This window comes from Pseudomonas sp. GL-RE-26 (assembly GCF_019956275.1).
GTDB classification, from domain to species: Bacteria; Pseudomonadota; Gammaproteobacteria; order Pseudomonadales; family Pseudomonadaceae; genus Aquipseudomonas; species Aquipseudomonas grandcourensis.
The window spans coordinates 21,561-46,411 of sequence record NZ_JAHBDI010000015.1 but is presented as its reverse complement, the minus strand read 5'-3'; the positions used below and the strand labels follow the sequence as shown (position 1 = coordinate 46,411).

The following is a 24,851-nucleotide window of genomic DNA, read 5'->3' as shown; positions in this document are numbered from 1 at the left end:
ATTTTGGATTCCTGCTTGGGGAGCGGAAACCCTGGCGGGTGACTTACTGCGGGGCGCACTTTACAAGCATTTTCCTTTGAGTTCAACAGCCTAACGAAAAAAAGGCCTCGTAATGCGAGGCCTTTTCGATTTTGCTGCCGTTTTGGATCAGACGAAGACGATTTCGTCGTTTTCCACCACGCCGTGAGCGGTATCGCCCGGCATGAATCGACCGGACAGAATCAGCTGTGCCAGCGGGTTCTCGATCCAGCGCTGGATAGCGCGCTTGAGCGGCCGTGCGCCGTACACCGGGTCGTAGCCGACCGCGATCAGCTTGTCCATGGCTTCAGGGCTGAGCTCAAGCTTCAGCTCGCGCTCGGTCAGGCGACTGCGCAGACGCCCCAACTGGATCTCGGTAATACCGGCGATCTGATCCCGCGCCAATGGCTCGAAGATCACCACTTCGTCGACCCTGTTGATGAACTCCGGCCGGAAGTGGCTGGAAATCGCATCCATCACCGCCGCACGCTGCGCCTCACGGTCACCGACCAGTTCCTGGATCTGTACCGACCCCAGGTTGGAGGTCATGACAATCACGGTGTTCTTGAAGTCCACCGTACGGCCATGGCTGTCGGTCAGACGACCATCCTCCAGCACTTGCAGCAAGATGTTGAACACATCCGGGTGCGCCTTCTCGACTTCGTCCATGAGGATCACCGAATACGGCTTGCGACGTACGGCCTCGGTCAGGTAACCGCCCTCTTCATACCCCACGTAGCCTGGTGGCGCACCGATCAAGCGAGCCACGGAATGTTTCTCCATGAACTCGGACATGTCGATCCGCACCATCGCCTCTTCAGTATCAAAGAGGAACTCGGCCAGCGCCTTGCACAGCTCGGTTTTACCGACACCGGTCGGGCCGAGGAACATGAACGAGCCGCTCGGGCGATTCGGGTCGGACAACCCGGCACGGGAACGCCGCACAGCGTTGGAAACCGCAACCACCGCTTCGTCCTGGCCGATCACACGTTGGTGCAACAGGCTTTCCATTTTCATCAGCTTTTCGCGCTCGCCTTCGAGCATCTTCGACACCGGGATACCGGTCCACTTCGACACGACTTCGGCGATCTCTTCTTCAGTCACCTTGCTGCGCAGCAACTGGTTTTCGGCTTTGCCATGCTGGTCGACCATTTGCAGGCTGCGTTCCAGGTCCGGGATCACCCCGTACTGCAACTCGGCCATGCGGTTCAGGTCGCCTTTGCGGCGGGCCGCTTCCAGTTCCTGACGGGACTGTTCGATCTTCTGCTGAATCTGCGCAGAACCCTGGACTTCGGCTTTTTCCGAGTTCCAGATTTCTTCGAGATCCGAGTACTCACGCTCATGACGAGCGATTTCGTCCTGCAATTTTTCCAGACGCTTCTTCGCCGCGTCGTCGCTTTCTTTCTTCAGCGCCTGGGATTCCACCTTCAGTTGAATCAGGCGACGCTCCAGACGGTCCAGCACTTCCGGCTTGGAGTCGATCTCCATGCGGATGCGGCTGGCGGCTTCATCGATCAGATCGATGGCCTTGTCCGGCAACTGCCGGTCAGTGATGTAGCGATGGCTGAGCTTGGCTGCGGCAATGATCGCGCCGTCGGTAATCGCCACCTTGTGGTGAACCTCATAACGCTCCTTGAGGCCACGCAGGATGGCGATGGTGTCCTCTTCGCTCGGCTCATCCACCAGCACTTTCTGGAAACGTCGCTCGAGAGCGGCGTCCTTCTCTATATATTGGCGGTACTCGTTGAGCGTGGTCGCACCGACACAGTGCAGCTCACCGCGGGCCAGGGCCGGTTTGAGCATGTTGCCGGCATCCATCGAGCCTTCGCCCTTACCGGCGCCGACCATGGTGTGCAGTTCGTCGATGAACAGGATGATCTGCCCTTCCTGCTTCGACAGTTCATTGAGCAGGGACTTCAGGCGCTCTTCGAACTCGCCGCGATACTTGGCACCGGCAATCAGCGCCCCCATGTCCAGGGACAACAGACGTTTGCCCTTGAGGCCATCCGGCACTTCGCCATTGATGATGCGCTGAGCCAGGCCTTCGGCGATGGCGGTTTTACCCACGCCAGGCTCACCGATCAGCACCGGGTTGTTCTTGGTACGACGTTGCAGCACCTGGATGGTCCGGCGAATTTCATCGTCACGGCCGATCACCGGATCGAGCTTGCCGTCTTCGGCGCGCTTGGTCAGATCGACCGTGTACTTATCCAGCGCCTGACGGGACTCTTCGTGGTTAGGGTCGTTGACCGCCTCGCCACCGCGCAGGTTGTTGATCGCATTTTCCAGGGCTTTCTTGCTTACGCCCTGGCCCAGCAACAGCTTGCCGAGCTTGCTGTTCTCGTCCATGGCGGCGAGCAGCACCAGTTCACTGGAGATGAACTGGTCGCCCTTCTGCTGGGCCAGGCGGTCGGCCTGGTTGAGCAGGCGCGCCAGATCCTGCGACATGTTCACGTCACCGGTCGGGTTCTGGATTTTCGGTAGCTGGTCGAGCTCTTTGGTCAGCTCTTTACGCAGGCTGTTGACGTCGAAGCCCACCTGCATCAACAGGGGCTTGATCGAGCCGCCCTGCTGTTCGAGCAAGGCTTGCATCAAGTGCGCCGGTTCAATGGCCGGATGATCGTGGCCGACAGCCAGGGATTGGGCATCGGACAACGCTAACTGCAATTTGCTGGTTAAACGGTCTATACGCATGGGTCACCTTCCTTTTGAGCAGGCCGGACCTATAAAACATCCTGAATGGAGAAACCTGCCAGATACCACAATAGATGTGGTCGATTCTGGGAGTTTCAAGCGTCGGGACGTTGATGCAGGTCAGGCAAGTCTAGCGGTCGAGCCAGATCAGGGAGGCGAAGCGGCCGGTGCGAGGGGCACGGCGGTAAGAAAAGAAGCGCGGATCGGTCACGGTGCAGAATCCGCCGCCATAGACAGCGGTGACGCCGCGAGCTGCCAGACGCAGGCGCGCAAGCCTATAGATGTCGGCCATGAACTTACCGGAGTTTTGGCTCGGTACAAAGGCCTCTGCCGCCTGCGGCAACTGCTGCACGAAGGTTTCACGCACTTCAGGGCCGACTTCAAAGGCTTGCGGACCGATAGCCGGGCCAAGCCAGACCAATACCTCGGCAGGCGGTATCGCCAGACTGTCGAGAGTGGCCTCCAGCACGCCCGCCGCCAACCCGCGCCAACCGGCATGAGCTGCAGCAACGCGGGTGCCGGCACGGTCGCAAAACAGCGCAGGCAGGCAATCGGCCGTCATCGCCGCACAGGCGACGCCCGGCGTTGATGTCCAACTGGAATCAGCCGTATCCACCCGACCAGGATCGGCATGGGCCACGACAATGCCGTGGACCTGCTGCAGCCAGGCCGGTTGAATGGAGAAATGATCGGTAAGACGACGGCGATTCTCGGCAACAGCTTCAGGGCTGTCGTCGACATGATCGCCGAGGTTGAGGCTGTCGAACGGCGCCAGACTGACGCCGCCCGCACGGGTGGTGACGCAGGCTTTGACCCCGGCCGGCGCGGGCCAGTCAGGAATCAGCCAGTCACTCATCCGATGAACGCCTCGCGGTCTTGCTTGAGCAGGGTCAGTAACCAGACGAAATCTTCCGGCAACGGCGATTCCCAGCTCATGCGCTTACCGGTGGTCGGATGATCCAGTTCCAGGAATCGCGCATGCAACGCCTGACGCGGGAAGTTTTTCAGCGACTCGACCATGGTCGGGTTGGCGGCTGGCGGAATACGGAAACGACCGCCGTAGGCAGGATCTCCGACCAACGGGTAGTTGATGTGCGCCATGTGCACGCGAATCTGGTGCGTACGACCGGTTTCCAGCTTCACCCGCACGTGAGTGTGGGAGCGGAAGCGCTCGAGCACGCGATAATGGCTGACGGCTTGCTTGCCACCCTCCATCACGGCCATGCGCTGGCGTTGCTGGCCGTGACGACCGATCGGCGCGTTGATCTTGCCACCGGCTGTCACCACACCGATCACGATGCACTCGTAGATCCGGCTGACGCTGCGGCTCTGCAACTGTGTAACCAGCTGCGTCTGCGCTTGAATGGTCTTGGCCACCACCATCAGACCGGTGGTGTCCTTGTCCAGACGATGCACGATACCGGCGCGGGGCACATTGATGATGTCCGGCACGTGGTGCAGCAAGGCGTTGAGCAAGGTGCCATCGGCATGACCGGCAGCCGGGTGCACCACCAGGCCCGCAGGCTTGTTGATCACCAGGATGTCGTCGTCTTCGTAGACGATATCCAGGGCAATGTCTTGAGCGACCCATTCGCCCTGAGCTTCCTGCTCGGCAGTCAGCTCAAGGATGGCGCCGCCGTGGACGATGTCTCGCGGGCGGATAACCGCCCCATCCACAGTCAGGCGGCCGTCTTTGATCCAGGCGGAAAGGCGCGAGCGCGAGTGCTCAGCGAATAATTGTGCGGCGACTTGATCGAGGCGTTGGCCGCCCAATTCGGACGGCACCTCTGCGCGAAGTTCAATTTTATCGGACATGCTCAGACTAGGCGTCGGCACAGCCTTTGGTTTCGGCTGCGCGCTTGTGGTTAAATACGGCGTCTTTTGCCCCGAGGCTATTCAACGGGGCGCTCATCATAACAGGACGGCCACGCCCAAGACAGCGGCCGTCATAGGGACGCAAGCCGCCATGCAAGTGAAACACCTGCTGCTGATCGCCATCCTCGCATTGACCGCTGCTTGCTCATCGAAGGAAGTCGTAGACGAAAACCTCAGTGAGGTCGAGCTGTATCAACAGGCTCAAGCCGACCTGGACAATAGCAGCTACACCAGCGCCATCGCCAAGCTGAAGGCTCTGGAATCGCGTTATCCGTTCGGTCGCTATGCCGATCAGGCGCAACTCGAACTCATCTACGCCAACTACAAGAACACCGAGCCAGAGGCTGCAAAGTCCGCTGCGGAGCGTTTCATTCGTCTGCACCCACAGCATCCGAACGTCGATTATGCCTACTACCTCAAGGGCCTGACTTCTTTCGACCAGGACGTCGGCCTGCTGGCGCGCTTCCTGCCGCTGGACATGACCAAGCGTGACCCGGGCGCCGCCCGCGACTCCTATAACGAGTTCGCCCAGCTGACCAGCCGATTCCCGAACAGCCGCTACGCACCGGATGCCAAGCAGCGCATGATCTATCTGCGCAACCTGCTGGCGGCCTACGAAATTCACGTGGCCGACTACTACCTGACCCGTCAGGCCTATGTCGCTGCCGCGAACCGCGGTCGTTACGTGGTGGAAAACTTCCAGGAAACCCCTTCGGTCGGCGACGGCCTGGCGGTGATGACCGAGGCTTACCAGCGCTTGCACCTGGACGAACTGGCTGCTACCAGCCTGGAAACCCTGAAGCTCAACTACCCGAACCACCCGACGCTGGTGGACGGTCAGTTCGTACCGACCGTGGCCGAAGCCGACAACCGTACGTGGCTGAGCAAGGCGACCCTGGGCCTGATCGAGTCCCGTCCGCCGCTGCCACCAGGCGAAACCCGCGCCAACCAGGACGTGCAGAAGCAATTCCAGGACGCCAAGGACGCCATCCCGAGCGAGCTCAAGCCTAAAGACGACAATGGCGACGCGGTCGAAGAAGAAAATCACGAAGCGGAAGGCAACAACAGCGACCGCTCGTGGTTCAGCTACATGACCTTCGGCGTGTTCGACTGACACCTTAGGTTGTGCAAAAAGGGAGACTTTCGAGTCTCCCTTTTTTATTTCAGCGCTTTATTACACTGTGCGCCTGTCAGGTCCTTGGCTAAACTGCCGGATCATCAGTCGAAAAGCAGCTCACCATGCTTCGTTTATTGTTCTGGATTGCCCTGATTGCCGCCGCAGTGTGGTTCTGGCGCAAGTTCAAGGGTCAGGCTTCCCCCCCCAGATCTCCTGCCGAACGGGAAGCGGCGCCCATGGTCCGTTGCGCCCATTGCGGTGTTCACCTGCCCCGTGACCGCGCGCTGAGCCTCGACCAGCAATGGTATTGCAGTCAGGCTCATCTCGAGCAAGGCAAGGGCTCCAGTGGCCACTGACACTTGAGCAGAATTGGCAGCTGTTTAACGACTATCGCGCGTACCCAAGGAACTGAAAGGTGTTGATCGACGTCTGACGCAGATTATTCAAGACCTCACTCTGCGAATGAACCGGGTAATCGAAAACGTCCTGCATCTGCAGCGCCGCGAGCAAATGTCGCCGCTACGGCTCGACCTGAAATCACTGGAAATACTCGATAATGAAGCCCCAGCCCGCCATATCAAGGGGCTGGGGCTTTATCTGTCCGGCCAGCCGGGCGAAAGCATTCTGTCCCGCCTAGACTTCAAGGCACGCCAGGAAAGCGGCTGCTTTTGCATGACCTATGCACACGGACGAAAACCACGTTGAACACCAGACCACGACAAAAAGTCCTGATCGTCGATGACGAACCGGACATCCGAGAGCTCCTGGAAATCACCCTGGGAAGGATGAAGCTGGAGACGTTCAACGCCCGCAACGTCGGCGAAGCGCAATCCCTGCTCAGACGCGAAACCTTCGATCTATGCCTGACCGACATGCAGTTGCCGGACGGCACCGGCCTGGAGCTGGTGCAGCACATCCAGCAACGCCACCCTCAGGTCCAGGTGGCGATGATCACCGCCTATGACAGTCTCGAAAACGCAATCAATGTGCTCAAGGCCGGGGCGTTCGACTTTCTGACCAAACCGGTGGACCTTACGCGCCTGCGTGAACTGGTCACCAGCGCCCTGCTGGTTCCTGCCCATCGGGTCGGCATCGATCGACGCTTGCTGGGCGACTCATTGCCCATGCGCAACCTGCGCAAGCACATCACCAAACTGGCCAGCAGCCATGCGACGGTCTACATCAGCGGAGAGTCCGGCAGCGGCAAGGAGTTGGTCGCACGCCTGATCCATGATCAAAGCCCCCGCGCCAATCAGCCGTTCATCGCGATCAACTGCGCGGCGATTCCCTCTGAGCTGCTGGAGAGCGAGTTTTTCGGTCATCGCAAAGGCAGTTTCAGCGGCGCCATCGAAGACAAACCCGGCCTGTTCCAGACAGCCCACGGCGGCACCCTGCTCCTCGACGAAGTGGCCGACCTGCCGCTGACCATGCAAGTCAAACTGCTGCGCGCGATCCAGGAGAAATCCGTACGCAGCGTCGGCGGGCAGCAGGAAGTGGCTGTGGATGTGCGCATTCTCTGCGCCACACACAAGGATCTTGGCGTCGAAGTCGCCGCCGGGCGATTTCGTCATGATCTTTACTACCGCTTGAACGTGATCGAACTCCGAGTGCCGCCCTTGCGTGAGCGTCGTGACGATATCGAAATGCTAGCCAGCCACATACTCAAGCGCCTGGCCGCCGATTCAGATCAACCTGCGGCAAGACTCCACCCCCAAGCCCTTGATGCCCTGAAAAGCTATCGCTTCCCGGGCAATGTGCGGGAACTGGAAAACATGCTCGAACGGGCGCACACCTTGTGTGAGAACAAACAGATCGAAGCCGGTGACCTGCGCCTGGCTGAGGGCAACTGTGGGGCTGAGGGCGGCGTGCCGGACCTGACCCGGATCGACAATCTGGAAGCCTACCTGGAAAACGTCGAACGCCAACTGCTGCTCCAGGCCCTGGAGGAAACCCGCTGGAACCGCACGGCGGCGGCTCAGCGGTTGAACCTGTCATTCAGGTCGATGCGCTACAGGCTCAAGAAGTTGGGACTGGATTGAGGCTGCGATCTTGTCAAAGTCTTCCGGCAGGCGCATAAGGCGCCGGATCGATAATCGGCGCCCGGCCCAGCATCACATCGGCAAACAGCTGGCACGAAGCCGGCGCCAGCACCAGCCCGTTACGGTAATGCCCGCAGTTGAGCCAGAGCCCGTCAAACCCCGGCACCGGACCGATATAAGGAATGCCCTCGGGTGATCCCGGGCGCAATCCGGCCCAATGCCCCACCACTTCGGCATCGGCCAGCGCCGGGATCAACTCCACCGCGGACGCCTTCAGGCTTTCCAGTGCCGCCCCGGTCGGTGTCTTGTCAAAGCCTTCATGCTCCAGCGTACTGCCGATCAGTATGTGCCCGTCGCGCCGGGGAATCGCATAACGGCCCTTGGCCAGGACCATGCTCGACAGGAAATCCGCCGCACACTTGTAGAGAATCATCTGCCCTTTCACCGGCTCGACCGGCAGCGTCAGATCAAGAAGCTTGAGCAAATCACCGCTCCAGGCCCCCGCCGTCAGGACGACTTGATCGCCCAGGACAGTACCTGTGGAAGTCTGCACGCCGACCACTTTGTTGCCGTCACGAACAAACCCGCTGACTTCGCACTGCTCATGGATCGTCACGTTCGGCAGCGCCAGCAACGCGGCCTTGAGTGACTTCACCAGACGCGGATTACGTACGTTGGCGACGTCGGCCATGTAGATCGCCCGAGAAAAACCACTGCCCAACACCGGCACGGCGTCGTGTGCTGCCGAAATATCTACCGCGCTAAGCGGACGATTTTCCCGAGCGGCCCATGCCAGCGCTTCAGCCTCGTCATCCAGATCCAGCCAGTACAGACCGGTAGTGTGCACTTCCGGATCAACGCCAGTGGCGGCAAACAAGCGTTCACCCAGCTGTGGATAAAAGTCCTGGGACCAGTGAGCCAACGCAGTGACCGCCGGGCTGTAGCGCCACGGGTAAAGCGGCGAAACGATGCCACCACCGGCCCAGGACGACTCCTGGCCGACGCTCGAGCGATCCAGCAGCACAACGCTTTGCACTTCGGAGGCGAGATTGAACGCCGTCAGCAATCCAATCACCCCACCGCCGACAATCACCACTTGCTGTTGCCTGGTCATGTTCTGATCCAATCGTTAAATAGACAGGGGTACAAAAGGCACCCGAAAGAGAAACTCAGCGTCCCCAGCAGTCTTTGCTGGTCAGGCCGGATTTCGCGTTGACCATACCGAGCACACCGGTGTTGGTAATGGTCAGATCACCGCACTTGTCAGTGGCCATGCTCGAGCCAGCCTTGCGCACCGCCGTCAGCAGAAAGGTCTGGTCGGTCAGGGTCGGTGTGATGCTGTAGTAATCATTGCCGGCACTGAGGCCCGCAGCATCGGTGTAGGCATTTTTCTGCGAGTAGAAGCGCTCCAGTAGTTGCGCCTGCTCCGAGAGCAGACCGGCTACTTCTGCGCGACGGCCCTTGTTCAGGTATTCGGTGAGACTCGGGGCGGCAATGGTCATGACAATACCGATGATCGCAATCACGATCATGATTTCGATCAGGGTAAAACCGCGGTTGGAACTACGCATGCATCAATTCTCACTCACTGTATTTGTCGCCACATGATTCGACGGCTTCCGCCGGATTTATCCATCCCCGCAGTACCGTCGCCAGTGGAATCGTTCACGGCCCCGCCATTGTCGCTGGAGTCCTGGGTCGAATGCTCTCCGATAAAGATCACGCCATCGGACAGCGTGTCGCTGTTGTCGACCACTCCATCGGCGTTGCTGTCGAGCATCTTAACGCTGATCGCCTCGGGCAGCTTCAGGCAGACGGCCTTCAGTCCCTGATTGCTGTGATAAAAACCGTACCAGTTGCCATTGGCCAGACAGGTTGGCCGGTTCAGCGCGGGCGAATCCGCTGACGTGGCAGCGTGCGCCGACATCGACAGGTCAAGCGCGACGACGACACCAAACAGTTGTGACCATAACCTGACAGGTCGCTCAGTACTTCGCATAGATGCTCTCCACCACACTGCGCGAATGCCCCGCGATGCCGACTGCCGTTACCCGATACAAGGTTGCCGGGGTATTAATTGGCACATTCACCGCATTTCGGCTGACACCGATGTTTTGCACGCCATAAAAGCCCTTGCCCGATGCAATCCAGGTCACTCCGGAAGAGGCGTTGAAACCGGCAGCGGTAATAGTCGAAGACTCGGACGGCGGTGCACATTGAACGATGCCGCTGCAAACAGGTAGCGCATAACTGTCCCGCTGCACTGTACCCTCGCCCACCCGCAATGCGGCTTCTGCACTCTGGAACGACTGGTTGCGCAAGGCGACGCTACCGGCCATTTTTTCCTGCAAGGTGGCACTCTGCATCGATGAAAGACCAATCAACGTCAGCAAGAGCAAGAACACCAGGCTGACCAACAGTGCCATGCCGCGTTGGCTGTAACTCGTCTTGGGAGCACGATTCATCGGCACTCCCTCATGGCAAGCGGTTGCGCAGAGCGGCAACCACATTGAAGGTTTGATCGGCCACCCGGTGGTTCGGATCGAAGAGGGTCAGGCTCAGGCGAACGCTACGAATCAGCGCGGGGTCCGGCGGATTGCTGCTGTAGCGCGAAGCAGACAGATCAGTGGCCGTGCTGGCCAGGCCGAAGCTCACGTCGAAAGCGCTGACGTTATCCACCAATACCTGGTCTGGTGCAGCCCCGCTCTTCATAAGCAGTTGGTTGTTGCTGAAGCTGTAATCCAGCCGCCGTATCGGAAAGGCCTGTTGCCCTGCCACTGGCGTCCGACCTTCACTGTAGGCCGTCGAATGGGTTCGACAATCGGAAAGCACGGTCCAGTCCGGCTTGCCGCCATTGCCGCCAACATCCGCCGTAACCAGCGTCAACTTGCGGCCGCCGTTGTCCCAACGAATCGGTGCTAGCTGACTCGCGTGGAAATCACCTTTCTTACTTGAATCGGTGATCGTTTCCAGACAACCGAACATCCCGACCATGCGGACTTCCTGAATCATTTTGCTCAACACGAAGCGTGCGTCCTCCTGCATGTTCGCGGCCGCATTCTGGCTGAGATAGGTGTTCTTGGCCGCGATGAAAACCTGCACCACGCCCAGTACCACGATCAGGCTCAATGCCAGGGCGATCAGCAACTCGACCAGGCTAAAACCTCTGCTTAGACGGCTCACGGGATCACCTTCGGATCAATGGCCGCGCGACTGCTCAGGACGAAGCTGCGCCGCGAGTCTGCTGCCTTTGCAGCCCGTGAGTCGTCCCAGGTGATCGTGATGGTGTACACCCGCTGGTCGACGGTGACACTTCCCGTCGCGGAGGCACCGAGTGAACTGACAATGTTGGCGTTGAAGTCAAACAGGTCCTGATCCCGGGTAACGTCCGGATTGCCCGAAGCCGGCGGCGCAATGGTGTAGTCCGCAGCTGCGTTGGCGCGAATGCGGTCCATCAGGTCGTAGGCGATAAAACTGGCCTGACTGGTCATGCGCGCGCTGTCCGTGTACTTCAGCGCATTGAGCTGAAACGCCGCCGCCCCCAGCAGGCCTACTCCCAGAATAACCAATGCCACCAGGACTTCGACCAGCGTCATGCCCTCCTGCGCGCCTTGCCTCCTTGCCCTCATCCGCAACTTCCACCCAATAGAATTCGTCCGTTCAAACATACAGTCAACGTCCTGCCTTGTGCGCCCCGCCCATAGCTGATCACCACCTCTGAGGAGGGTGATGACAATCCGCCCATGCTGTTGAAATCGATGGCAGTGACGCCAGAGGTTAGCGCCAGAGTTGCACCGCTGCTCATCGCCGGAACAACACGTAATACATTGGCCAAAGCGCCAGTACCGTCGTAAACCGTCAGCTCCCCGCTCCAGACATCCCCACCGGCCGTCGGGCGCACTCGTGTGATATTGCCCCGATCGATGGCTTCGAGCCGGGCAAAATTCAGGGCTCGTCGCAGGTCAGCGATTTCAGTATCAGCCCTGGTTGTTTGCGTCGAGCGGGTGAACGCCGGGACAGCCAGAGTCAGCAAAATCAGAAGGATCGCGATCGCGACCAGCAACTCGATCAGCGTGAAACCTTTTGTAGGATGATCCATCGCGGCCTTCTGTTTCCTTCGGCTATACCTGCTGTTGCGCAGCACAACATCCGAACGATGCTTTGCGTTTGCGTTGTCTTTTCTCGCGCAGGGATTGCGCGAGCCACAGCACGCCACGGAGGGCCATGTCATGCGGCAAAAAGGCTTCAGCCTGATCGAACTGCTCATGGGACTGGCAATTGCAGGAATTGTTCTGCAACTGGTCAGTCCGGCGTTCGCAACGCTGATCGAGTCGAACCAAAGACAGCAAGCGGCGCAGGCCCTTTTCAGTGGTATTCGCACCGCCCGGAGTGAAGCCATCACCCGCAACCAGGCCGTGGTGATTCACGGCATCAATGGCGACTGGAGCCAAGGCTGGCGGATCATTCTGGATATCAGCGGCAAAGGGGAGATGGACAGCGACAATCCACTGCTGGCCGAACGCCAGAGCGGCGCACGCCTGTCGATTGTGGGGAACAGTACGGTCGAAAGCTCAATACGATTCAGAGGTCAGGGCGAGCCACTGTTTGGAGGGACACTACACATTTGCACAGTTCGCAAACCGGTGAGCCAACATCAAGTGGTGTTGGCACGGACCGGTCGCGTCAGCCTGCGCAACGACAAGGCTGAGCAGGCGTTATGCGAAGAAAGGAATAACTTTAGAGCAACGAGCGAACGCGCAGTTCTTTAGGCATCGAGAACGTGATGTTCTCCTCGCGACCGGCCAGTTCATCGGCGCCGGTAGCACCCCAGGCCTGCAACTGCTCGATCACGCCGCGCACCAGGACTTCCGGGGCGGATGCGCCAGCGGTGATGCCGATACGCTCGACGCCTTCGAACCAGCTCTTTTGCAGGTCTTCGGCACCGTCGATCAGGTAGGCCGGAGTGGACATGCGTTCTGCCAATTCGCGCAAGCGATTGGAGTTGGAGCTGTTCGGGCTGCCGACCACCAGCACCACGTCGCACTCGTCGGCCAGTTGCTTGACCGCATCCTGACGGTTTTGCGTGGCGTAGCAAATATCGTCCTTGCGCGGTCCACCGATGGCCGGGAAGCGCGAACGCAGGGCGTCGATAACGCGACTGGTATCGTCCATCGACAGTGTGGTCTGGGTCACGAAGGCGAGCTTTTCAGGGTTGTTCACCTGCAGTGCCGCGACATCCTTCTCGTCTTCGACCAGGTAGATCGCGCCGCCATTGCCGGCATCGTACTGGCCCATGGTGCCTTCGACTTCCGGGTGACCGGCGTGGCCGATGAGAATGCACTCTCGGCCGTCACGGCTGTAGCGCGCCACTTCGATGTGGACTTTGGTCACCAGCGGGCACGTGGCGTCGAACACTTTCAGCCCACGGCCAGCCGCTTCGCTGCGCACGGCCTGGGAAACGCCGTGGGCACTGAAGATCACAATGACGTCGTCCGGCACCTGATCCAGCTCTTCGACGAAGATCGCACCACGGGAGCGCAGGTCTTCGACGACAAATTTGTTGTGGACCACTTCGTGGCGCACATAGATCGGCGGCCCGAAGACTTCCAGGGCGCGGTTGACGATTTCGATCGCCCGGTCCACACCGGCGCAGAAGCCACGGGGGTTGGCGAGTTTGATTTGCATGCTGTGCCTCGTGTCTTGCGCGCAAGAAATAATAATGCGGTCCTGTTGCTCAAACACAAGGTTCGAGAACAGTGAAACTTCCTGTGGGAGCGAGCTTGCTCGCGATAGCGCAGTGTCAGTCAACATCAATATCGACTGTCATACCCTCATCGCGAGCAAGCTCGCTCCCACAGGGTCCGGTGGCAACAGAAGCTGCCCCCGTAATGCCTTAGATCCCTTTGACGGAAATGATTTCCACGTCAAAGGTCAACGTCTTGCCCGCCAGCGGGTGGTTGAAGTCGATGGTCACTTGCGCGTCATCGAACTCTTTGACCACGCCCGGCAATTCAGTATTGGCCGCATCGTTGAAGATCACCAGCAAGCCAGGCGACAGTTCCATGTCCTGGAACTGGGAGCGCGGGATGATCTGCACGTTTTGCGGGTTCGGCTGGCCGAAAGCGTTTTCCGGCGCGATGTTCAGCGTACGCTTGTCACCGGCCTTGAAGCCAAACAGCGCCGCTTCGAAACCTGGCAACAGGTTGCCGTCACCGACCTTGAAGGTCGCTGGGGCCTTGTCGAAGGTGCTGTCCACCGTGTCGCCGTTCTCCAGGCGCAATGCGAAATGCAAGGTGACTTCCGTGTTCTGGCCAATGCGTTGCTCAGCCAATACCTGTTCAGTCATGAACGGTTTCTCCGGTCTTTTTACTTTTGAACATATCCAGTGCCAGCATGACGGCACCAACAGTGATGGCACTGTCGGCAAAGTTGAACGCCGGGAAATACCAGCGGTTCTGCCAATGCACCAGAATGAAATCGATCACATGGCCCAGGGCAATGCGGTCATACAGATTGCCCAGCGCGCCGCCAAGCACCAGTGCCAGCGCAACCGCCAGCCAGGTCTCGTTACGCCCCAGACGCTTGAGCCACACCACCAGCACCGCACTGACCACGACAGCGATCAACGCGAACAGCCAGCGCTGCCAGCCGGAGCTGTCAGCCAGGAAGCTGAACGCCGCGCCAGTGTTGTAGGCCAGGGTCCAGCTGAAGTAATCGGGGATGATCACGATCTGCTGGTACATCTGGAGCTTGCCTTCGAAGTAGAACTTGCTGGCCTGGTCGATGACCAGGACCAGCAAACTCAACCAGAGCCAGCCCAGCCGTCCGAAACGGCCAACGGCATTAGGCATAGTGACGGACCTCGCCAGCGCCGCTGATGTTGTCCACGCAACGGCCGCAGATTTCCGGATGCTCCGGGTTCACGCCGACGTCTTCACGGCAGTGCCAGCAACGGGCGCACTTGGCGTGGCTCGACTTGACGATCTTCAGCTTCAGGCCGCTGACTTCGGTGACCACGGCATCGGCCGGTGCCTGCACCAATGGCGCAACACTGGCGGTCGACGTGATCAGTACGAAGCGCAGTTCGTTGCTCAGTTTGGCCAGGTCGGCGGTCAGCGCGTCTTCGGCGAACAGCGTCACTTCGGCCTGCAGGTTGCCACCGACAGCCTTGGCTGCGCGCTGGATTTCCATTTCCTTGTTGACCGCGACCTTGACCGCCATGATCCGGTCCCAGTAAGCGCGATCCAGCTCGATGCCTTCCGGCAGTTCGCTCAGGCCTTCGTACCAGGTATTGAGCATGACGGACTCGTTACGCTCGCCCGGCAGGTATTGCCACAGTTCGTCGGCGGTGAACGCCAGGATCGGCGCGATCCAGCGCACCAGCGCCTCGGAGATGTGGAACAGCGCGGTCTGGCACGAACGGCGGGCCTTGCTGTCGGCGCCAGTGGTGTACTGACGGTCCTTGATGATGTCGAGGTAGAAGCCGCCCAATTCCTGCACGCAGAAGTTGTGGATCTTCGAGTACACGTTCCAGAAGCGGTATTCGCCGTAGTGCTCTTGCAGCTCGCGTTGCAGCAGCAGGGTACGGTCCACGGCCCAACGGTCCAGCGCCAGCATTTCTTCGGCCGGCAGCAGGTCGGTGGCCGGGTTGAAGCCGGTCAGGTTGGAAAGCAGGAAACGCGCGGTGTTACGGATACGCCGGTAGGCGTCCGCACTGCGTTGCAGGATCTGCTCGGAAACCGCCATTTCGCCCGAATAGTCGGTCGAAGCGACCCACAGACGCATGATGTCGGCGCCCAGGGTGTCGTTGACTTTCTGTGGCGCGATCACGTTGCCCAGGGACTTGGACATCTTGCGGCCGGACTCGTCGACCGTGAAGCCGTGAGTCAGCAGCTCGCGATACGGCGCGTGGTTGTCGATGGCGCAACCGGTCAGCAGCGACGAGTGGAACCAGCCACGGTGTTGGTCCGAGCCTTCCAGGTACAGGTCGGCGCGCGGGCCGGTTTCGTGGCCCATCGGGTGCGAACCGCGCAGGACGTGCCAGTGCGTGGTGCCCGAGTCGAACCAGACGTCCAGGGTGTCGCTGATCTTGTCGTACTGCGGTGCTTCATCGCCCAGCAGTTCGGCGGCGTCCAGCTTGAACCAGGCTTCGATGCCTTCGCCTTCAACGCGCTTGGCAACTTCTTCCATCAGCTCGACGGTACGTGGGTGCAGTTCGCCGCTTTCCTTGTTCAGGAAGAACGGGATCGGCACGCCCCAGTTGCGCTGACGGGAAATGCACCAGTCCGGACGGTTGGCGATCATCGAGTGCAGGCGCGCCTGGCCCCAGGCCGGAACGAACTGGGTCTCTTCGATGGCTTTGAGCGATCGCTGGCGCAGGGTGTCGCCGGTGGTCGGCTGCTTGTCCATGCCGATAAACCACTGCGCAGTGGCGCGATAGATCAGCGGGGTCTTGTGGCGCCAGCAGTGCATGTAGCTGTGTTCGATGATGGTGGTGTGCAGCAGCGCACCGACTTCGGTCAGCTTGTCGACGATGGCCGGGTTGGCCTTCCAGATGAACTGGCCGCCGAAGAATTCCAGCGAGGTCGCGTACACGCCGTTGCTTTGGACCGGATTGAGGATGTCATCGTTGACCATGCCGTACTTCTTGCAGGTCACGAAGTCGTCCACGCCATAGGCCGGAGCGGAGTGAACCACACCGGTGCCAGCGCCCAGTTCAACATAGTCAGCCAGGTAAACCGGCGATAGGCGGTCGTAGAACGGGTGACGGAAGTTGATCAGTTCCAGCGCTTTACCGGTGGTGGTCGCAATGACCGAGCCTTCCAGCGAGTAGCGCGCCAGGCACGACTCGACCAGTTCTTCAGCCAGTACCAGCAGCTTGTCGCCGACATCGACCAGGGCGTAGTTGAATTCCGGGTGGACGTTCAGCGCCTGGTTGGCCGGGATGGTCCACGGGGTGGTGGTCCAGATCACGATCGAGGCAGGCTTGGCCAGCGATGGCAGGCCGAAGGCGGCAGCCAGTTGGGCTTCATCGGCAATCGGGAAGGCTACGTCGATGGTCGAGGACTTCTTGTTCTCGTACTCGACTTCCGCTTCGGCCAGGGCCGAACCGCAGTCAAAGCACCAGTTCACAGGCTTCAAGCCCTTGAACACGAAACCGCCCTTGACGATTTCGGCCAAGGCACGGATTTCACCGGCCTCGTTCTTGAAGTCCATGGTCTTGTACGGATTGGCGAAGTCGCCCAGCACGCCGAGGCGGATGAACTCGGACTTCTGCCCTTCGATCTGCTCGGTGGCGTAGGCCCGGCACAGTTCGCGGGTCTTGTCCGCGCCCAGGTTCTTGCCGTGGGTCACTTCGACCTTGTGCTCGATCGGCAGGCCGTGGCAGTCCCAGCCCGGAACATAAGGCGCGTCGAAGCCCGACAGGGTCTTCGAACGGATGATCATGTCCTTGAGAATCTTGTTCAGCGCATGACCGATGTGAATCGAGCCGTTGGCGTACGGAGGGCCGTCGTGCAATACGAACTTCGGACGATCCTTGCCAATCTCGCGCAACTTTCCGTACAGGCCAATACTGTCCCAGCGCTGCAGGATCTGCGGTTCGCGCTGTGGCAGGCCGGCCTTCATTGGGAAGGCGGTGTCCGGAAGGTTTAGCGTGGCTTTATAGTCGGTCATTTAAGGCTCTTCATTAGCGATGGGCGCTAGGTGCGGCTAGTGCACGGGCGGCGGCGACATCCGCGTTGATCGCCGTTTTCAACGCCTCCAGAGAGGCGAAACGCTGCTCTTCGCGCAGCTTGTGGTGGAAAACCACCGTTAAACGCCGGTCATACAGATCGCCGGCAAAATCTAAAAGATGCACTTCCAGGTGGGCTTTGCCATCACCTTGAACCGTGGGCCGTACGCCAATGTTGGCGACGCCGGGCCAGGTCTTGCCGTCGATGTCGACATCCACCAGGTAAACCCCGGTGAACGGCACACGACGACGCTTGAGTTGTATGTTGGCGGTGGGTGTACCCAACTGCCGGGCCAGCTTCTGGCCATGCAATACGCGACCGGCGATCCGGTACGGCCGCCCGAGCAGGCGTTCGGCCAGGGCGAAATCCGCGGCGGCCAGGGCGTTGCGGACCTGTGTGCTGCTGACCCGGATGCCATCGAGCTCGACAGTTTGCGCCGCTTCGACGGTAAAACCCTGAACGATGCCGGCCTGTTGCAGGAAATCGAAATCTCCCGCGCGGTCACAGCCGAAACGGAAGTCGTCACCGACCTCCAGATGCTGCACGCCAAGGCCGTCCACCAGAATGGTATCGACGAACTCACTGGCGCTGAGTTTGCTCAGGCGCTGGTTGAAAGCCAGGCACAGAACACGGTCGACGCCTTCGGCGGCCAACAATTGCAGCTTGTCCCGCAGGCGGGCCAGACGGGCCGGCGCGGTGTCCGGAGCGAAGAACTCCCGCGGCTGCGGCTCGAAAATCACCACGCAACTGGGCACGCCCAACTCGAGCGCACGCTCACGCAGGCGCGCCAGGATAGCCTGGTGGCCACGGTGTACACCGTCAAAGTTGCCAATAGTGGCGACACAGCCCCGATGCTGGGGGCGCAGATTGTGGAGGCCTCGAACCAGCTGCATAACGCGCTTCTTGCTCATAAAGTGGTCGATTATAACCACACCCGGCGGCCGACGACAGGCAACACCGTAACCCAAAGTGATCGAGCCGACAAAACCGCCGGCTCGCCCGTGTTTATCGAGGCCAGAACCTCAGCCCAGCGTCTTGCGATTGAAGTCGCGCAAACGGAAGCCCATCAACACTAACATGCCGAAATAAGCCACCACACCGGCAACTACCAAGGCTCCCAGACGCAGGAAACGCTCAAGCATCTGCCCCTCACCCCAGGCCGGCATGAAATGCATCCCGGCCAGCAACACGCCAGACATCACCCCTACCGCTATCACCAGCTTGAAGCCGAACTTTGCCCAGCCCGGTTGCGGCTGGTACATCTGCTGTTTACGCAGCTGATAGAAGAGCAACCCCGCGTTGAGGCAGGCGCCAGCGCTGATGGCGAGCGCCAGGCCCGCGTGAGCCAGCGGACCGATCAGCAACAGGTTGAACAACTGAGTGACGACCAGCGTGAAAATTGCGATTTTTACCGGCGTGCGGATGTTTTGTTGCGCATAAAAGCCCGGCGCCAGCACTTTGATCACGATAATCCCGAGCAAACCGACGGAATAGGCGATCAACGCGCGCTGGGTCATGGCCGCATCATGGGCATCGAACTGACCGTACTGGAACAGCGAAACCGTCAACGGCTCGGCCAGAATCCCCAGCGCCAAGGCGCAAGGCAGCACCAGCACGAAGCACAGGCGCAGACCCCAATCGAGGATGCGCGAGTATTCGTGACGATCCTTGTTGGCGTAGGTCTTGGCCAGGGTCGGCAACAGAATCGTCCCCAACGCCACGCCCAGCACGCCGGACGGCAATTCCATCAAGCGGTCGGCGTAGTACATCCAGGACACGGAACCTGCGACCAGGAACGAAGCGAAAATAGTGTTGATGATCAGCGAAATCTGGCTCACCGACACCCCGAGAATCGCCGGCAGCATCTGCTTCATTACCCGCCAGACGCCGCTGTCGCGCAGGTTCAGGCGCGGCAGCACCAGCATGCCGATCTTTTTCAGGTGCGGCAGCTGATAGAGCAACTGCGCCAGGCCGCCCACCAGAACCGCCCAGCCGAGCGCCATTACCGGCGGATCGAAGTATGGTGTCAGGAACAACGCAAAAATAATCATGCTGACGTTCAGCAGCGTCGGCACGAATGCCGGGACCGAAAAACGGTTCCAGGTGTTGAGGATCGCACCCGCCAGCGACGACAGGGAAATCAGCAATATGTAAGGAAAGGTCACCCGCAACAGGTTGGAAGTGAGCTCGAATTTTTCCGGGGTATCGGTGAATCCCGGTGCCGTCACCCAGATGACCCAGGGTGCGGCGATCATGCCCAACACCGTGACCAGCGCCAGAACCAGCGTCAGCAGGCCCGAGACATAGGCAATGAAGGTGCGGGTCGCCTCTTCACCCTGCTGGCTTTTGTATTCCGCAAGAATCGGCACGAATGCCTGGGAAAACGCCCCCTCGGCGAAAATCCGGCGCAGCAGATTTGGCAGTTTGAAGGCGATAAAGAAGGCGTCGGTCGCCATTCCCGCGCCAAATGTACGCGCAATAAGGGTGTCACGAACAAACCCCAGAACCCGGGAAAGCATCGTGATAGAGCTGACGGCGGCCAACGATTTGAGCAGATTCATTGAAAGAGTTTGTGCCTGTCGATAAACAGCAGGCGAATAAAGCGCCCACTTATGCGATACTCCGCGCCGCAACAGCACAGAGCCAAAGCTCGCGAGTTTACAGGTCACACGCCGGAAAGAAATATTCTGTGCCACCGACCTCATGAAAACGTGACGAGCGAAGGCAAGACAAGGCGAAAACAGGCGAGAAAGCGGAGTTGACGAACGTCAATGAGCATTTCGAGTCTGTTTTCAACGCAGTATTACCGAGCGCAGTAGTTTTCATGGGGTCGGGACCGACCACTTAGCGGAACGTTTCCTCCGCCCTTGACAAGACTTCAACTCATCGGCATGATTCGCGGCCTATTTTGTTTGCTATTTCCTAAAAAGTCTTTCGAGGAGCTCGACGGTGGCCAACTCACCTTCCGCCAAAAAACGTGCAAAACAGGCTGAGAAGCGTCGCAGCCACAACGCCAGCCTGCGTTCCATGGTTCGTACCTACATCAAGAATGTAGTTAAGGCCATCGACGCAAAAGACGCTGCCAAAGCTCAAGCTGCTTACGTTCTGGCTGTGCCAGTTATCGACCGTATGGCCGATAAAGGCATCATCCACAAGAACAAGGCCGCTCGTCATAAGAGCCGCCTGAATGGCCACGTTAAGGCCCTGAACGTTGCCGCTGCTGCCTAAGCGACTCGTTCATTAAAAAACCGACCTCAGGGTCGGTTTTTTATTGCCTGCGATTTGACGGACACACAAAAAACTGTGGGAGCGAGCTTGCTCGCGATAGCGGATATCCAGCCAATGTAGATGCTGAATATTAATCCGTCATCGCGAGCAAGCTCGCTCCCACAGTTTGATTTGCGTGAAATTACTGGGCGTGCGCCCACGGCAAAATCGGAATCGCCGTCACCGCATTCTGCGGGCTACCCTCAATCAGACGATCGCTATACACCAGGTACACCAGCGTATTGCGTTTCTTGTCGAGGAAACGCACCACCTGCATGGTCTTGAACACCAGGGACGTGCGCTCCTTGAACACCTCGTCGCCATCCTTGAGCTCACCCTTGAAGCTGATGGGCCCGACCTGCCGGCAAGCGATGGACGCCTCGGCACGATCCTCAGCCAAACCAAGACCGCCTTTCACCCCACCGGTCTTGGCGCGCGACAGATAGCAGGTCACGCCGTCGACCTTGGGATCATCAAAGGCCTCGACCACGATCCGGTCATTCGGCCCGACGAACTTGAACACCGTCGACACCTGACCGATTTCTTCAGCCGAAGCCAGCAACGGCATCGCCATCAGCAACCCCAACAATCCTTTTGCCACGCGCATTCAGGTATTCCTTCAGACCAGGATCAGGTTATCGCGGTGAACCAGCTCCGGCTCCGCCATGTAACCCAACAGACCGACAATCGCCTCGGACGACTGACCGATGATTTTTTGCGCTTCCAGCGCACTGTAGTTGGCCAGGCCACGGGCAATCTCACGACCGTCCGGCGCTACGCAGACCACCATCTCGCCGCGACGGAAGCTGCCCTGCACCAATTTGACCCCAACCGGTAGCAAGCTCTTGTTGCCCTCGGACAACGCGATTACAGCTCCCGCATCCAGCACCAGGGTGCCACGGGTTTGCAGATGACCGGCCAGCCACTGCTTGCGCGCCGCCAGCATGCCGCGCTCCGGCGACAGCAAGGTGCCGATACGCTCGCCCGCCTTGAGGCGATCCAGCACACGCTCGATGCGCCCACCAACGATGATGGTGTGAGCACCGGAACGAGCCGCCAGACGCGCAGCACGCAATTTGGTCTGCATACCACCACGCCCCAGCGCACCACCGGTGCTACCCGCCACTGCATCGAGAGCCGGATCATCGGCGCGCGCCTCGTAAATCAGCTGGGCATCCGGATTGTTGCGCGGATCGGCGTCGAACATGCCATCGCGATCCGTCAGGATCACCAGCAAATCAGCCTCGACCAGGTTGGCCACCAGCGCCGCCAGGGTGTCGTTGTCGCCAAAACGGATTTCGTCGGTGACCACGGTGTCATTCTCGTTGATCACCGGAATGACCTTCAGCTCGACCAGCGCACGCAAGGTGCTGCGGGCATTCAGGTAGCGCTTGCGATCGGACAAGTCGTCGTGAGTCAGGAGAATCTGCGCGGTATGCCGGCCATGCTCGGCAAAGCTCGACTCCCAGGCCTGCACCAACCCCATCTGGCCGATTGCCGCGGCAGCCTGAAGTTCGTGCATCGCACTGGGTCGCGAGGTCCAGCCCAAACGGCTCATGCCGGCCGCCACCGCCCCGGAGGACACCAGCACCAGCTCGACACCCGCCTCATGCAAGGCCACCATCTGCTCAACCCAGACACCCATTGCCGCGCGATCCAGGCCTTTGCCGTCCGCCGTCAGCAAAGCGCTGCCGATCTTCACGACCCAACGCTGCGCACCTGTCACCTTGCTCCGCATCATCTTCAACCTTAGCTTGAGGGCAGCGCGACCTAGCACTGCCCGTGACGTTATTCGTGGTTATTCGTGACCAACAATCGATTTCCAGATACCAAAACGCCGCTCGATTGAGCGGCGCTTAAGTTTATCGCAACGAATCAGTCACGCACGTAAATGATTTCCGGACCGTCTTCGTCATCCACATCTTCTTCGTCCCAATCATCGTCGCCGATGTCGTGGACCGACTTCACGCCGCTACGACGCAGGGCACGCTTGTCATCCAGCGCCTGCAGTTGCGCGCGAGCTTCATCTTCGATGCGCTGATCGAGATCGGCCAGCTCTTCCTTGTAGGCCGGGTCATTGGCCAGGCGATCAGCACGATCTTCCATGTAACGCATGATGTCGTGGCACAGACGCTCGGTCCCGAGCTTGGAGATGGCCGAGATCACATAGACCGGGCCAGTCCATTCCAGGCGATCAACGATTTCCTTGACGCGAGCATCGTGCTCTTCATCAAGGATCTGGTCGCACTTGTTCAGGACCAGCCAGCGATCACGTTCCGCCAGGGACGGGCTGAACTTGATCAGCTCGTTGACGATCACTTCAGCGGCATCCGGTGCACTGGCGTCATCCAGCGGCGCCATGTCCACGAGGTGCAGCAGCAGACGCGTACGCGCCAAGTGCTTGAGGAAGCGAATGCCCAGGCCAGCACCTTCGGAAGCGCCTTCGATCAGACCCGGAATATCGGCAATGACGAAGCTCTTCCAGCGATCGACGCTGACCACACCCAGGTTTGGCACCAGCGTGGTGAACGGGTAGTCGGCAACTTTCGGCTTGGCAGCCGAAACCGAACGGATAAATGTACTTTTACCGGCGTTCGGCAAGCCCAGCAGACCGACGTCAGCCAGTACTTTCATTTCCAGCTTCAGGTCGCGCTGCTCACCCGGCTTGCCCGGAGTGGTCTGGCGCGGCGCACGGTTGGTACTGGATTTGAAACGGGTGTTGCCCAGACCGTGCCAGCCGCCCTGTACCACCATCAACTTCTGACCGGCCTTGGTCAGGTCGCCGATGACTTCCTGAGTCGCGGAGTCGATCACCGTGGTGCCGACCGGAACGCGCAGGATCAGGTCTTCACCCTTCTTGCCGGTGCAGTCGGTGCTGCCGCCGTTGGAGCCACGCTCGGCATCGAAGTGCCGGGTGTAACGGTAGTCCACCAGGGTGTTGAGGTTTTCGTCGGCCATCATGTAGATGGAACCGCCATCACCGCCATCACCGCCGTTCGGTCCACCGTTCTCGATAAATTTTTCCCGGCGGAAACTCATGGCACCATTGCCGCCATCACCAGCCTTTACGCGAATCGATACTTCATCAACAAACTTCATAACAAACGCCTCTCGCCATACGGACGAGCCGAAAAACAATCAAGACATAAGACTCTTGCAAAAATGAGCGCAGCGACCCTAAACCACGACACCTACATCGTACGCCGACAGCCCATACAAACAGCTTTGCAAGAGACTCACCCCACAAACGAAAAAGCCCCGTCGCGAGACAGGGCTTTTCCAGCGATCGCGCAATTAAGCTGCGACTACGCTCACGTAACGACGACCGAAGGCGCCTTTTACTTCGAACTTGATCACGCCTTCGACTTTAGCGAAGAGGGTGTGATCTTTACCCATGCCAACGCCGTAGCCAGCGTGGAATTGGGTGCCGCGCTGACGCACGATGATGTTGCCTGCTTTGATAGCCTGGCCGCCATACATCTTCACGCCAAGGCGTTTGGCTTCTGAGTCGCGACCGTTACGGGTACTACCACCAGCTTTTTTGTGTGCCATGAGTTCAATTCTCCTAGTGAGGAATTAGGCTGTAATTAAGCCTGAATACCGGTGATTTTGATCTCGGTGTACCACTGGCGGTGGCCCATACGCTTCATGTGGTGCTTACGGCGACGGAACTTGATGATGCGGACTTTATCGTGACGACCTTGGGAGATCACTTCAGCCACAACGGTAGCGCCAGCAACAACTGGAGCGCCGATATTCACGTCGTCACCGTTGGCAACCAACAGAACGCGATCAAAGGTAACGGATTCGCCGGTAGCGACTTCCAGTTTTTCGATCTTCAGGTATTCACCTGGGGCGACTTTGTACTGCTTGCCGCCAGTAACGATTACTGCATAAGACATGGTATTTCTCCGATAATCCTGCTCACCCAGCTCTTTATAAGAAGAGGTATTGGCTGGCATGGCTGCATGGGGCTGGAGGCCCGCTTGCAATTGCGTAAGGCAGGTGCTGCCCAGGAAGTTCAGGGTGCGCGATTGTACGCAAGGCACGAGCGCCTTGCAAGGGGCCGTCCATCGCGCCTTGACACCTGCAAGCGTGGGTCCTAGC

The 24,851-nt window shown here is 59.4% G+C and carries 26 protein-coding genes and 1 pseudogene; 6 read left to right on the top strand and 21 right to left on the bottom strand.

All coding sequences use genetic code 11. The features are described from left to right. Positions 1-147: 147 nt before the first annotated feature. The 3 genes from clpB to rluD form a co-directional block, all read right to left on the bottom strand. The gene (gene clpB, locus KGB07_RS12430) at positions 148-2,712 is read right to left on the bottom strand and encodes an ATP-dependent chaperone ClpB (RefSeq protein WP_046041791.1); all 2,565 of its coding nucleotides are present in this window, start codon (positions 2,710-2,712) and stop codon (positions 148-150) included. A gap of 130 nt (positions 2,713-2,842) precedes the next feature. Next, positions 2,843-3,568 (bottom strand): peptidoglycan editing factor PgeF, encoded by a 726-nt coding sequence (gene pgeF / locus KGB07_RS12425; RefSeq protein ID WP_223465525.1) that lies wholly within the window; start codon positions 3,566-3,568, stop codon positions 2,843-2,845. Beyond that, positions 3,565-4,527, bottom strand: a complete 963-nt coding sequence (rluD, locus tag KGB07_RS12420) for a 23S rRNA pseudouridine(1911/1915/1917) synthase RluD (RefSeq protein ID WP_007990414.1) — start codon at positions 4,525-4,527, stop codon at positions 3,565-3,567. Before rluD ends, pgeF begins: the two co-directional genes overlap by 4 nt. A gap of 151 nt (positions 4,528-4,678) precedes the next feature. On the opposite strand from rluD, the gene KGB07_RS12415 reads away from it, so the two are divergent. From KGB07_RS12415 to KGB07_RS12400, 4 genes and pseudogenes are all read left to right on the top strand, one after another. Continuing rightward, complete coding sequence (locus KGB07_RS12415) at positions 4,679-5,701, top strand: outer membrane protein assembly factor BamD (RefSeq protein WP_046041789.1); 1,023 nt, start codon at positions 4,679-4,681, stop codon at positions 5,699-5,701. Positions 5,702-5,826: 125 nt separating this feature from the next. Further along, complete coding sequence (locus KGB07_RS12410) at positions 5,827-6,060, top strand: PP0621 family protein (RefSeq protein WP_080925333.1); 234 nt, start codon at positions 5,827-5,829, stop codon at positions 6,058-6,060. 46 nt (positions 6,061-6,106) lie between these two features. Next, positions 6,107-6,409, top strand: a pseudogene (locus KGB07_RS12405) (hypothetical protein); the annotation flags it as partial. After that, positions 6,406-7,743, top strand: a complete 1,338-nt coding sequence (locus KGB07_RS12400; protein WP_223465524.1) for a sigma-54-dependent transcriptional regulator — start codon at positions 6,406-6,408, stop codon at positions 7,741-7,743. The pseudogene KGB07_RS12405 and the gene KGB07_RS12400, both read left to right, overlap by 4 nt. Before the next feature lie 13 nt (positions 7,744-7,756). Here KGB07_RS12400 and thiO read toward each other — a convergent pair whose 3' ends face one another. Genes thiO through KGB07_RS12365 form a run of 7 tightly spaced genes read right to left on the bottom strand, consistent with a single transcriptional unit; the run spans position 7,757 to position 11,842 of the window. Beyond that, on the bottom strand, positions 7,757-8,857 hold the full coding sequence (thiO, locus tag KGB07_RS12395; RefSeq protein ID WP_046041786.1) for a glycine oxidase ThiO: 1,101 nt from the start codon (positions 8,855-8,857) through the stop codon (positions 7,757-7,759). A gap of 55 nt (positions 8,858-8,912) precedes the next feature. Then, on the bottom strand, positions 8,913-9,314 hold the full coding sequence (locus KGB07_RS12390) for a type IV pilin protein (RefSeq protein ID WP_223465523.1): 402 nt from the start codon (positions 9,312-9,314) through the stop codon (positions 8,913-8,915). Positions 9,315-9,328: 14 nt separating this feature from the next. Continuing rightward, positions 9,329-9,742, bottom strand: coding sequence for a hypothetical protein (locus tag KGB07_RS12385; RefSeq protein WP_223465522.1), 414 nt, complete (start codon positions 9,740-9,742; stop codon positions 9,329-9,331). Continuing rightward, on the bottom strand, positions 9,729-10,208 hold the full coding sequence (locus tag KGB07_RS12380) for a PilX N-terminal domain-containing pilus assembly protein (protein WP_223465521.1): 480 nt from the start codon (positions 10,206-10,208) through the stop codon (positions 9,729-9,731). Before KGB07_RS12380 ends, KGB07_RS12385 begins: the two co-directional genes overlap by 14 nt. A gap of 10 nt (positions 10,209-10,218) precedes the next feature. Beyond that, positions 10,219-10,926, bottom strand: coding sequence for a PilW family protein (locus KGB07_RS12375; RefSeq protein ID WP_046041782.1), 708 nt, complete (start codon positions 10,924-10,926; stop codon positions 10,219-10,221). Continuing rightward, positions 10,923-11,372: a type IV pilus modification protein PilV gene (pilV, locus tag KGB07_RS12370; protein ID WP_046041781.1), complete on the bottom strand. Its 450-nt coding sequence runs from the start codon at positions 11,370-11,372 to the stop codon at positions 10,923-10,925. Before pilV ends, KGB07_RS12375 begins: the two co-directional genes overlap by 4 nt. Continuing rightward, positions 11,369-11,842, bottom strand: coding sequence for a GspH/FimT family protein (locus KGB07_RS12365; RefSeq protein WP_223465520.1), 474 nt, complete (start codon positions 11,840-11,842; stop codon positions 11,369-11,371). The genes pilV and KGB07_RS12365 overlap by 4 nt, the downstream gene beginning before the upstream one ends. Positions 11,843-11,972: 130 nt before the next feature. On the opposite strand from KGB07_RS12365, the gene KGB07_RS12360 reads away from it, so the two are divergent. Then, a complete protein-coding gene (locus tag KGB07_RS12360) occupies positions 11,973-12,512 on the top strand; it encodes a GspH/FimT family protein (protein WP_046041779.1) in 540 nt (179 codons plus the stop codon). Here the strand turns inward: KGB07_RS12360 and ispH are convergent. From ispH to murJ, 6 genes are all read right to left on the bottom strand, one after another. Further along, positions 12,481-13,428, bottom strand: a complete 948-nt coding sequence (gene ispH / locus KGB07_RS12355; RefSeq protein ID WP_046041778.1) for a 4-hydroxy-3-methylbut-2-enyl diphosphate reductase — start codon at positions 13,426-13,428, stop codon at positions 12,481-12,483. The two genes, KGB07_RS12360 and ispH, sit on opposite strands and share 32 nt — an antisense overlap. Positions 13,429-13,636: 208 nt before the next feature. Further along, a complete protein-coding gene (gene fkpB / locus KGB07_RS12350; RefSeq protein WP_046041777.1) occupies positions 13,637-14,089 on the bottom strand; it encodes an FKBP-type peptidyl-prolyl cis-trans isomerase in 453 nt (150 codons plus the stop codon). After that, positions 14,082-14,594 (bottom strand): signal peptidase II, encoded by a 513-nt coding sequence (lspA, locus tag KGB07_RS12345; RefSeq protein ID WP_046041776.1) that lies wholly within the window; start codon positions 14,592-14,594, stop codon positions 14,082-14,084. The genes fkpB and lspA overlap by 8 nt, the downstream gene beginning before the upstream one ends. Beyond that, positions 14,587-17,418, bottom strand: coding sequence for an isoleucine--tRNA ligase (gene ileS, locus KGB07_RS12340; RefSeq protein WP_046041775.1), 2,832 nt, complete (start codon positions 17,416-17,418; stop codon positions 14,587-14,589). The genes lspA and ileS overlap by 8 nt, the downstream gene beginning before the upstream one ends. Before the next feature lie 13 nt (positions 17,419-17,431). Beyond that, on the bottom strand, positions 17,432-18,370 hold the full coding sequence (ribF, locus tag KGB07_RS12335) for a bifunctional riboflavin kinase/FAD synthetase (protein WP_223465519.1): 939 nt from the start codon (positions 18,368-18,370) through the stop codon (positions 17,432-17,434). Positions 18,371-18,499: 129 nt separating this feature from the next. Continuing rightward, complete coding sequence (murJ, locus tag KGB07_RS12330) at positions 18,500-20,038, bottom strand: murein biosynthesis integral membrane protein MurJ (protein ID WP_046041773.1); 1,539 nt, start codon at positions 20,036-20,038, stop codon at positions 18,500-18,502. A 388-nt stretch (positions 20,039-20,426) separates the two neighbouring features. On the opposite strand from murJ, the gene rpsT reads away from it, so the two are divergent. Next, on the top strand, positions 20,427-20,705 hold the full coding sequence (gene rpsT / locus KGB07_RS12325) for a 30S ribosomal protein S20 (protein WP_007970922.1): 279 nt from the start codon (positions 20,427-20,429) through the stop codon (positions 20,703-20,705). A 181-nt stretch (positions 20,706-20,886) separates the two neighbouring features. Here rpsT and KGB07_RS12320 read toward each other — a convergent pair whose 3' ends face one another. From KGB07_RS12320 to rplU, 5 genes are all read right to left on the bottom strand, one after another. After that, entirely contained in the window at positions 20,887-21,351 is a 465-nt protein-coding gene (locus tag KGB07_RS12320; protein WP_046041772.1) for a CreA family protein, read from the bottom strand. Positions 21,352-21,363: 12 nt separating this feature from the next. Beyond that, entirely contained in the window at positions 21,364-22,482 is a 1,119-nt protein-coding gene (proB, locus tag KGB07_RS12315; protein WP_046041771.1) for a glutamate 5-kinase, read from the bottom strand. Between the two features lie 137 nt (positions 22,483-22,619). Then, positions 22,620-23,843, bottom strand: coding sequence for an Obg family GTPase CgtA (gene cgtA, locus KGB07_RS12310; protein ID WP_008052064.1), 1,224 nt, complete (start codon positions 23,841-23,843; stop codon positions 22,620-22,622). A 195-nt stretch (positions 23,844-24,038) separates the two neighbouring features. Continuing rightward, on the bottom strand, positions 24,039-24,296 hold the full coding sequence (gene rpmA / locus KGB07_RS12305; protein ID WP_003281574.1) for a 50S ribosomal protein L27: 258 nt from the start codon (positions 24,294-24,296) through the stop codon (positions 24,039-24,041). 35 nt (positions 24,297-24,331) lie between these two features. Continuing rightward, entirely contained in the window at positions 24,332-24,646 is a 315-nt protein-coding gene (gene rplU / locus KGB07_RS12300; RefSeq protein ID WP_007950961.1) for a 50S ribosomal protein L21, read from the bottom strand. Between the last annotated feature and the right edge of the window lie 205 nt (positions 24,647-24,851).

Excerpts from the sequence above, each read along its gene's own strand:
- KGB07_RS12320 (WP_046041772.1), bottom strand. The coding sequence starts at position 21,351 with ATGCGCGTGGCAAAAGGATTGTTGGGGTTGCTGATGGCGATGCCGTTG.
- ispH (WP_046041778.1), bottom strand. The coding sequence starts at position 13,428 with ATGCAAATCAAACTCGCCAACCCCCGTGGCTTCTGCGCCGGTGTGGAC.
- KGB07_RS12415 (WP_046041789.1), top strand. The coding sequence starts at position 4,679 with ATGCAAGTGAAACACCTGCTGCTGATCGCCATCCTCGCATTGACCGCT.
- cgtA (WP_008052064.1), bottom strand. The coding sequence starts at position 23,843 with ATGAAGTTTGTTGATGAAGTATCGATTCGCGTAAAGGCTGGTGATGGC.
- rpmA (WP_003281574.1), bottom strand. The coding sequence starts at position 24,296 with ATGGCACACAAAAAAGCTGGTGGTAGTACCCGTAACGGTCGCGACTCA.
- rplU (WP_007950961.1), bottom strand. The coding sequence starts at position 24,646 with ATGTCTTATGCAGTAATCGTTACTGGCGGCAAGCAGTACAAAGTCGCC.
- KGB07_RS12380 (WP_223465521.1), bottom strand. The coding sequence starts at position 10,208 with ATGAATCGTGCTCCCAAGACGAGTTACAGCCAACGCGGCATGGCACTG.
- KGB07_RS12360 (WP_046041779.1), top strand. The coding sequence starts at position 11,973 with ATGCGGCAAAAAGGCTTCAGCCTGATCGAACTGCTCATGGGACTGGCA.
- pgeF (WP_223465525.1), bottom strand. The coding sequence starts at position 3,568 with ATGAGTGACTGGCTGATTCCTGACTGGCCCGCGCCGGCCGGGGTCAAA.
- KGB07_RS12390 (WP_223465523.1), bottom strand. The coding sequence starts at position 9,314 with ATGCGTAGTTCCAACCGCGGTTTTACCCTGATCGAAATCATGATCGTG.
- pilV (WP_046041781.1), bottom strand. The coding sequence starts at position 11,372 with ATGAGGGCAAGGAGGCAAGGCGCGCAGGAGGGCATGACGCTGGTCGAA.
- rluD (WP_007990414.1), bottom strand. The coding sequence starts at position 4,527 with ATGTCCGATAAAATTGAACTTCGCGCAGAGGTGCCGTCCGAATTGGGC.
- lspA (WP_046041776.1), bottom strand. The coding sequence starts at position 14,594 with ATGCCTAATGCCGTTGGCCGTTTCGGACGGCTGGGCTGGCTCTGGTTG.
- thiO (WP_046041786.1), bottom strand. The coding sequence starts at position 8,857 with ATGACCAGGCAACAGCAAGTGGTGATTGTCGGCGGTGGGGTGATTGGA.
- clpB (WP_046041791.1), bottom strand. The coding sequence starts at position 2,712 with ATGCGTATAGACCGTTTAACCAGCAAATTGCAGTTAGCGTTGTCCGAT.
- KGB07_RS12365 (WP_223465520.1), bottom strand. The coding sequence starts at position 11,842 with ATGGATCATCCTACAAAAGGTTTCACGCTGATCGAGTTGCTGGTCGCG.
- proB (WP_046041771.1), bottom strand. The coding sequence starts at position 22,482 with ATGCGGAGCAAGGTGACAGGTGCGCAGCGTTGGGTCGTGAAGATCGGC.
- murJ (WP_046041773.1), bottom strand. The coding sequence starts at position 20,038 with ATGAATCTGCTCAAATCGTTGGCCGCCGTCAGCTCTATCACGATGCTT.
- KGB07_RS12385 (WP_223465522.1), bottom strand. The coding sequence starts at position 9,742 with ATGCGAAGTACTGAGCGACCTGTCAGGTTATGGTCACAACTGTTTGGT.
- fkpB (WP_046041777.1), bottom strand. The coding sequence starts at position 14,089 with ATGACTGAACAGGTATTGGCTGAGCAACGCATTGGCCAGAACACGGAA.
- ileS (WP_046041775.1), bottom strand. The coding sequence starts at position 17,418 with ATGACCGACTATAAAGCCACGCTAAACCTTCCGGACACCGCCTTCCCA.
- KGB07_RS12410 (WP_080925333.1), top strand. The coding sequence starts at position 5,827 with ATGCTTCGTTTATTGTTCTGGATTGCCCTGATTGCCGCCGCAGTGTGG.
- ribF (WP_223465519.1), bottom strand. The coding sequence starts at position 18,370 with ATGCAGCTGGTTCGAGGCCTCCACAATCTGCGCCCCCAGCATCGGGGC.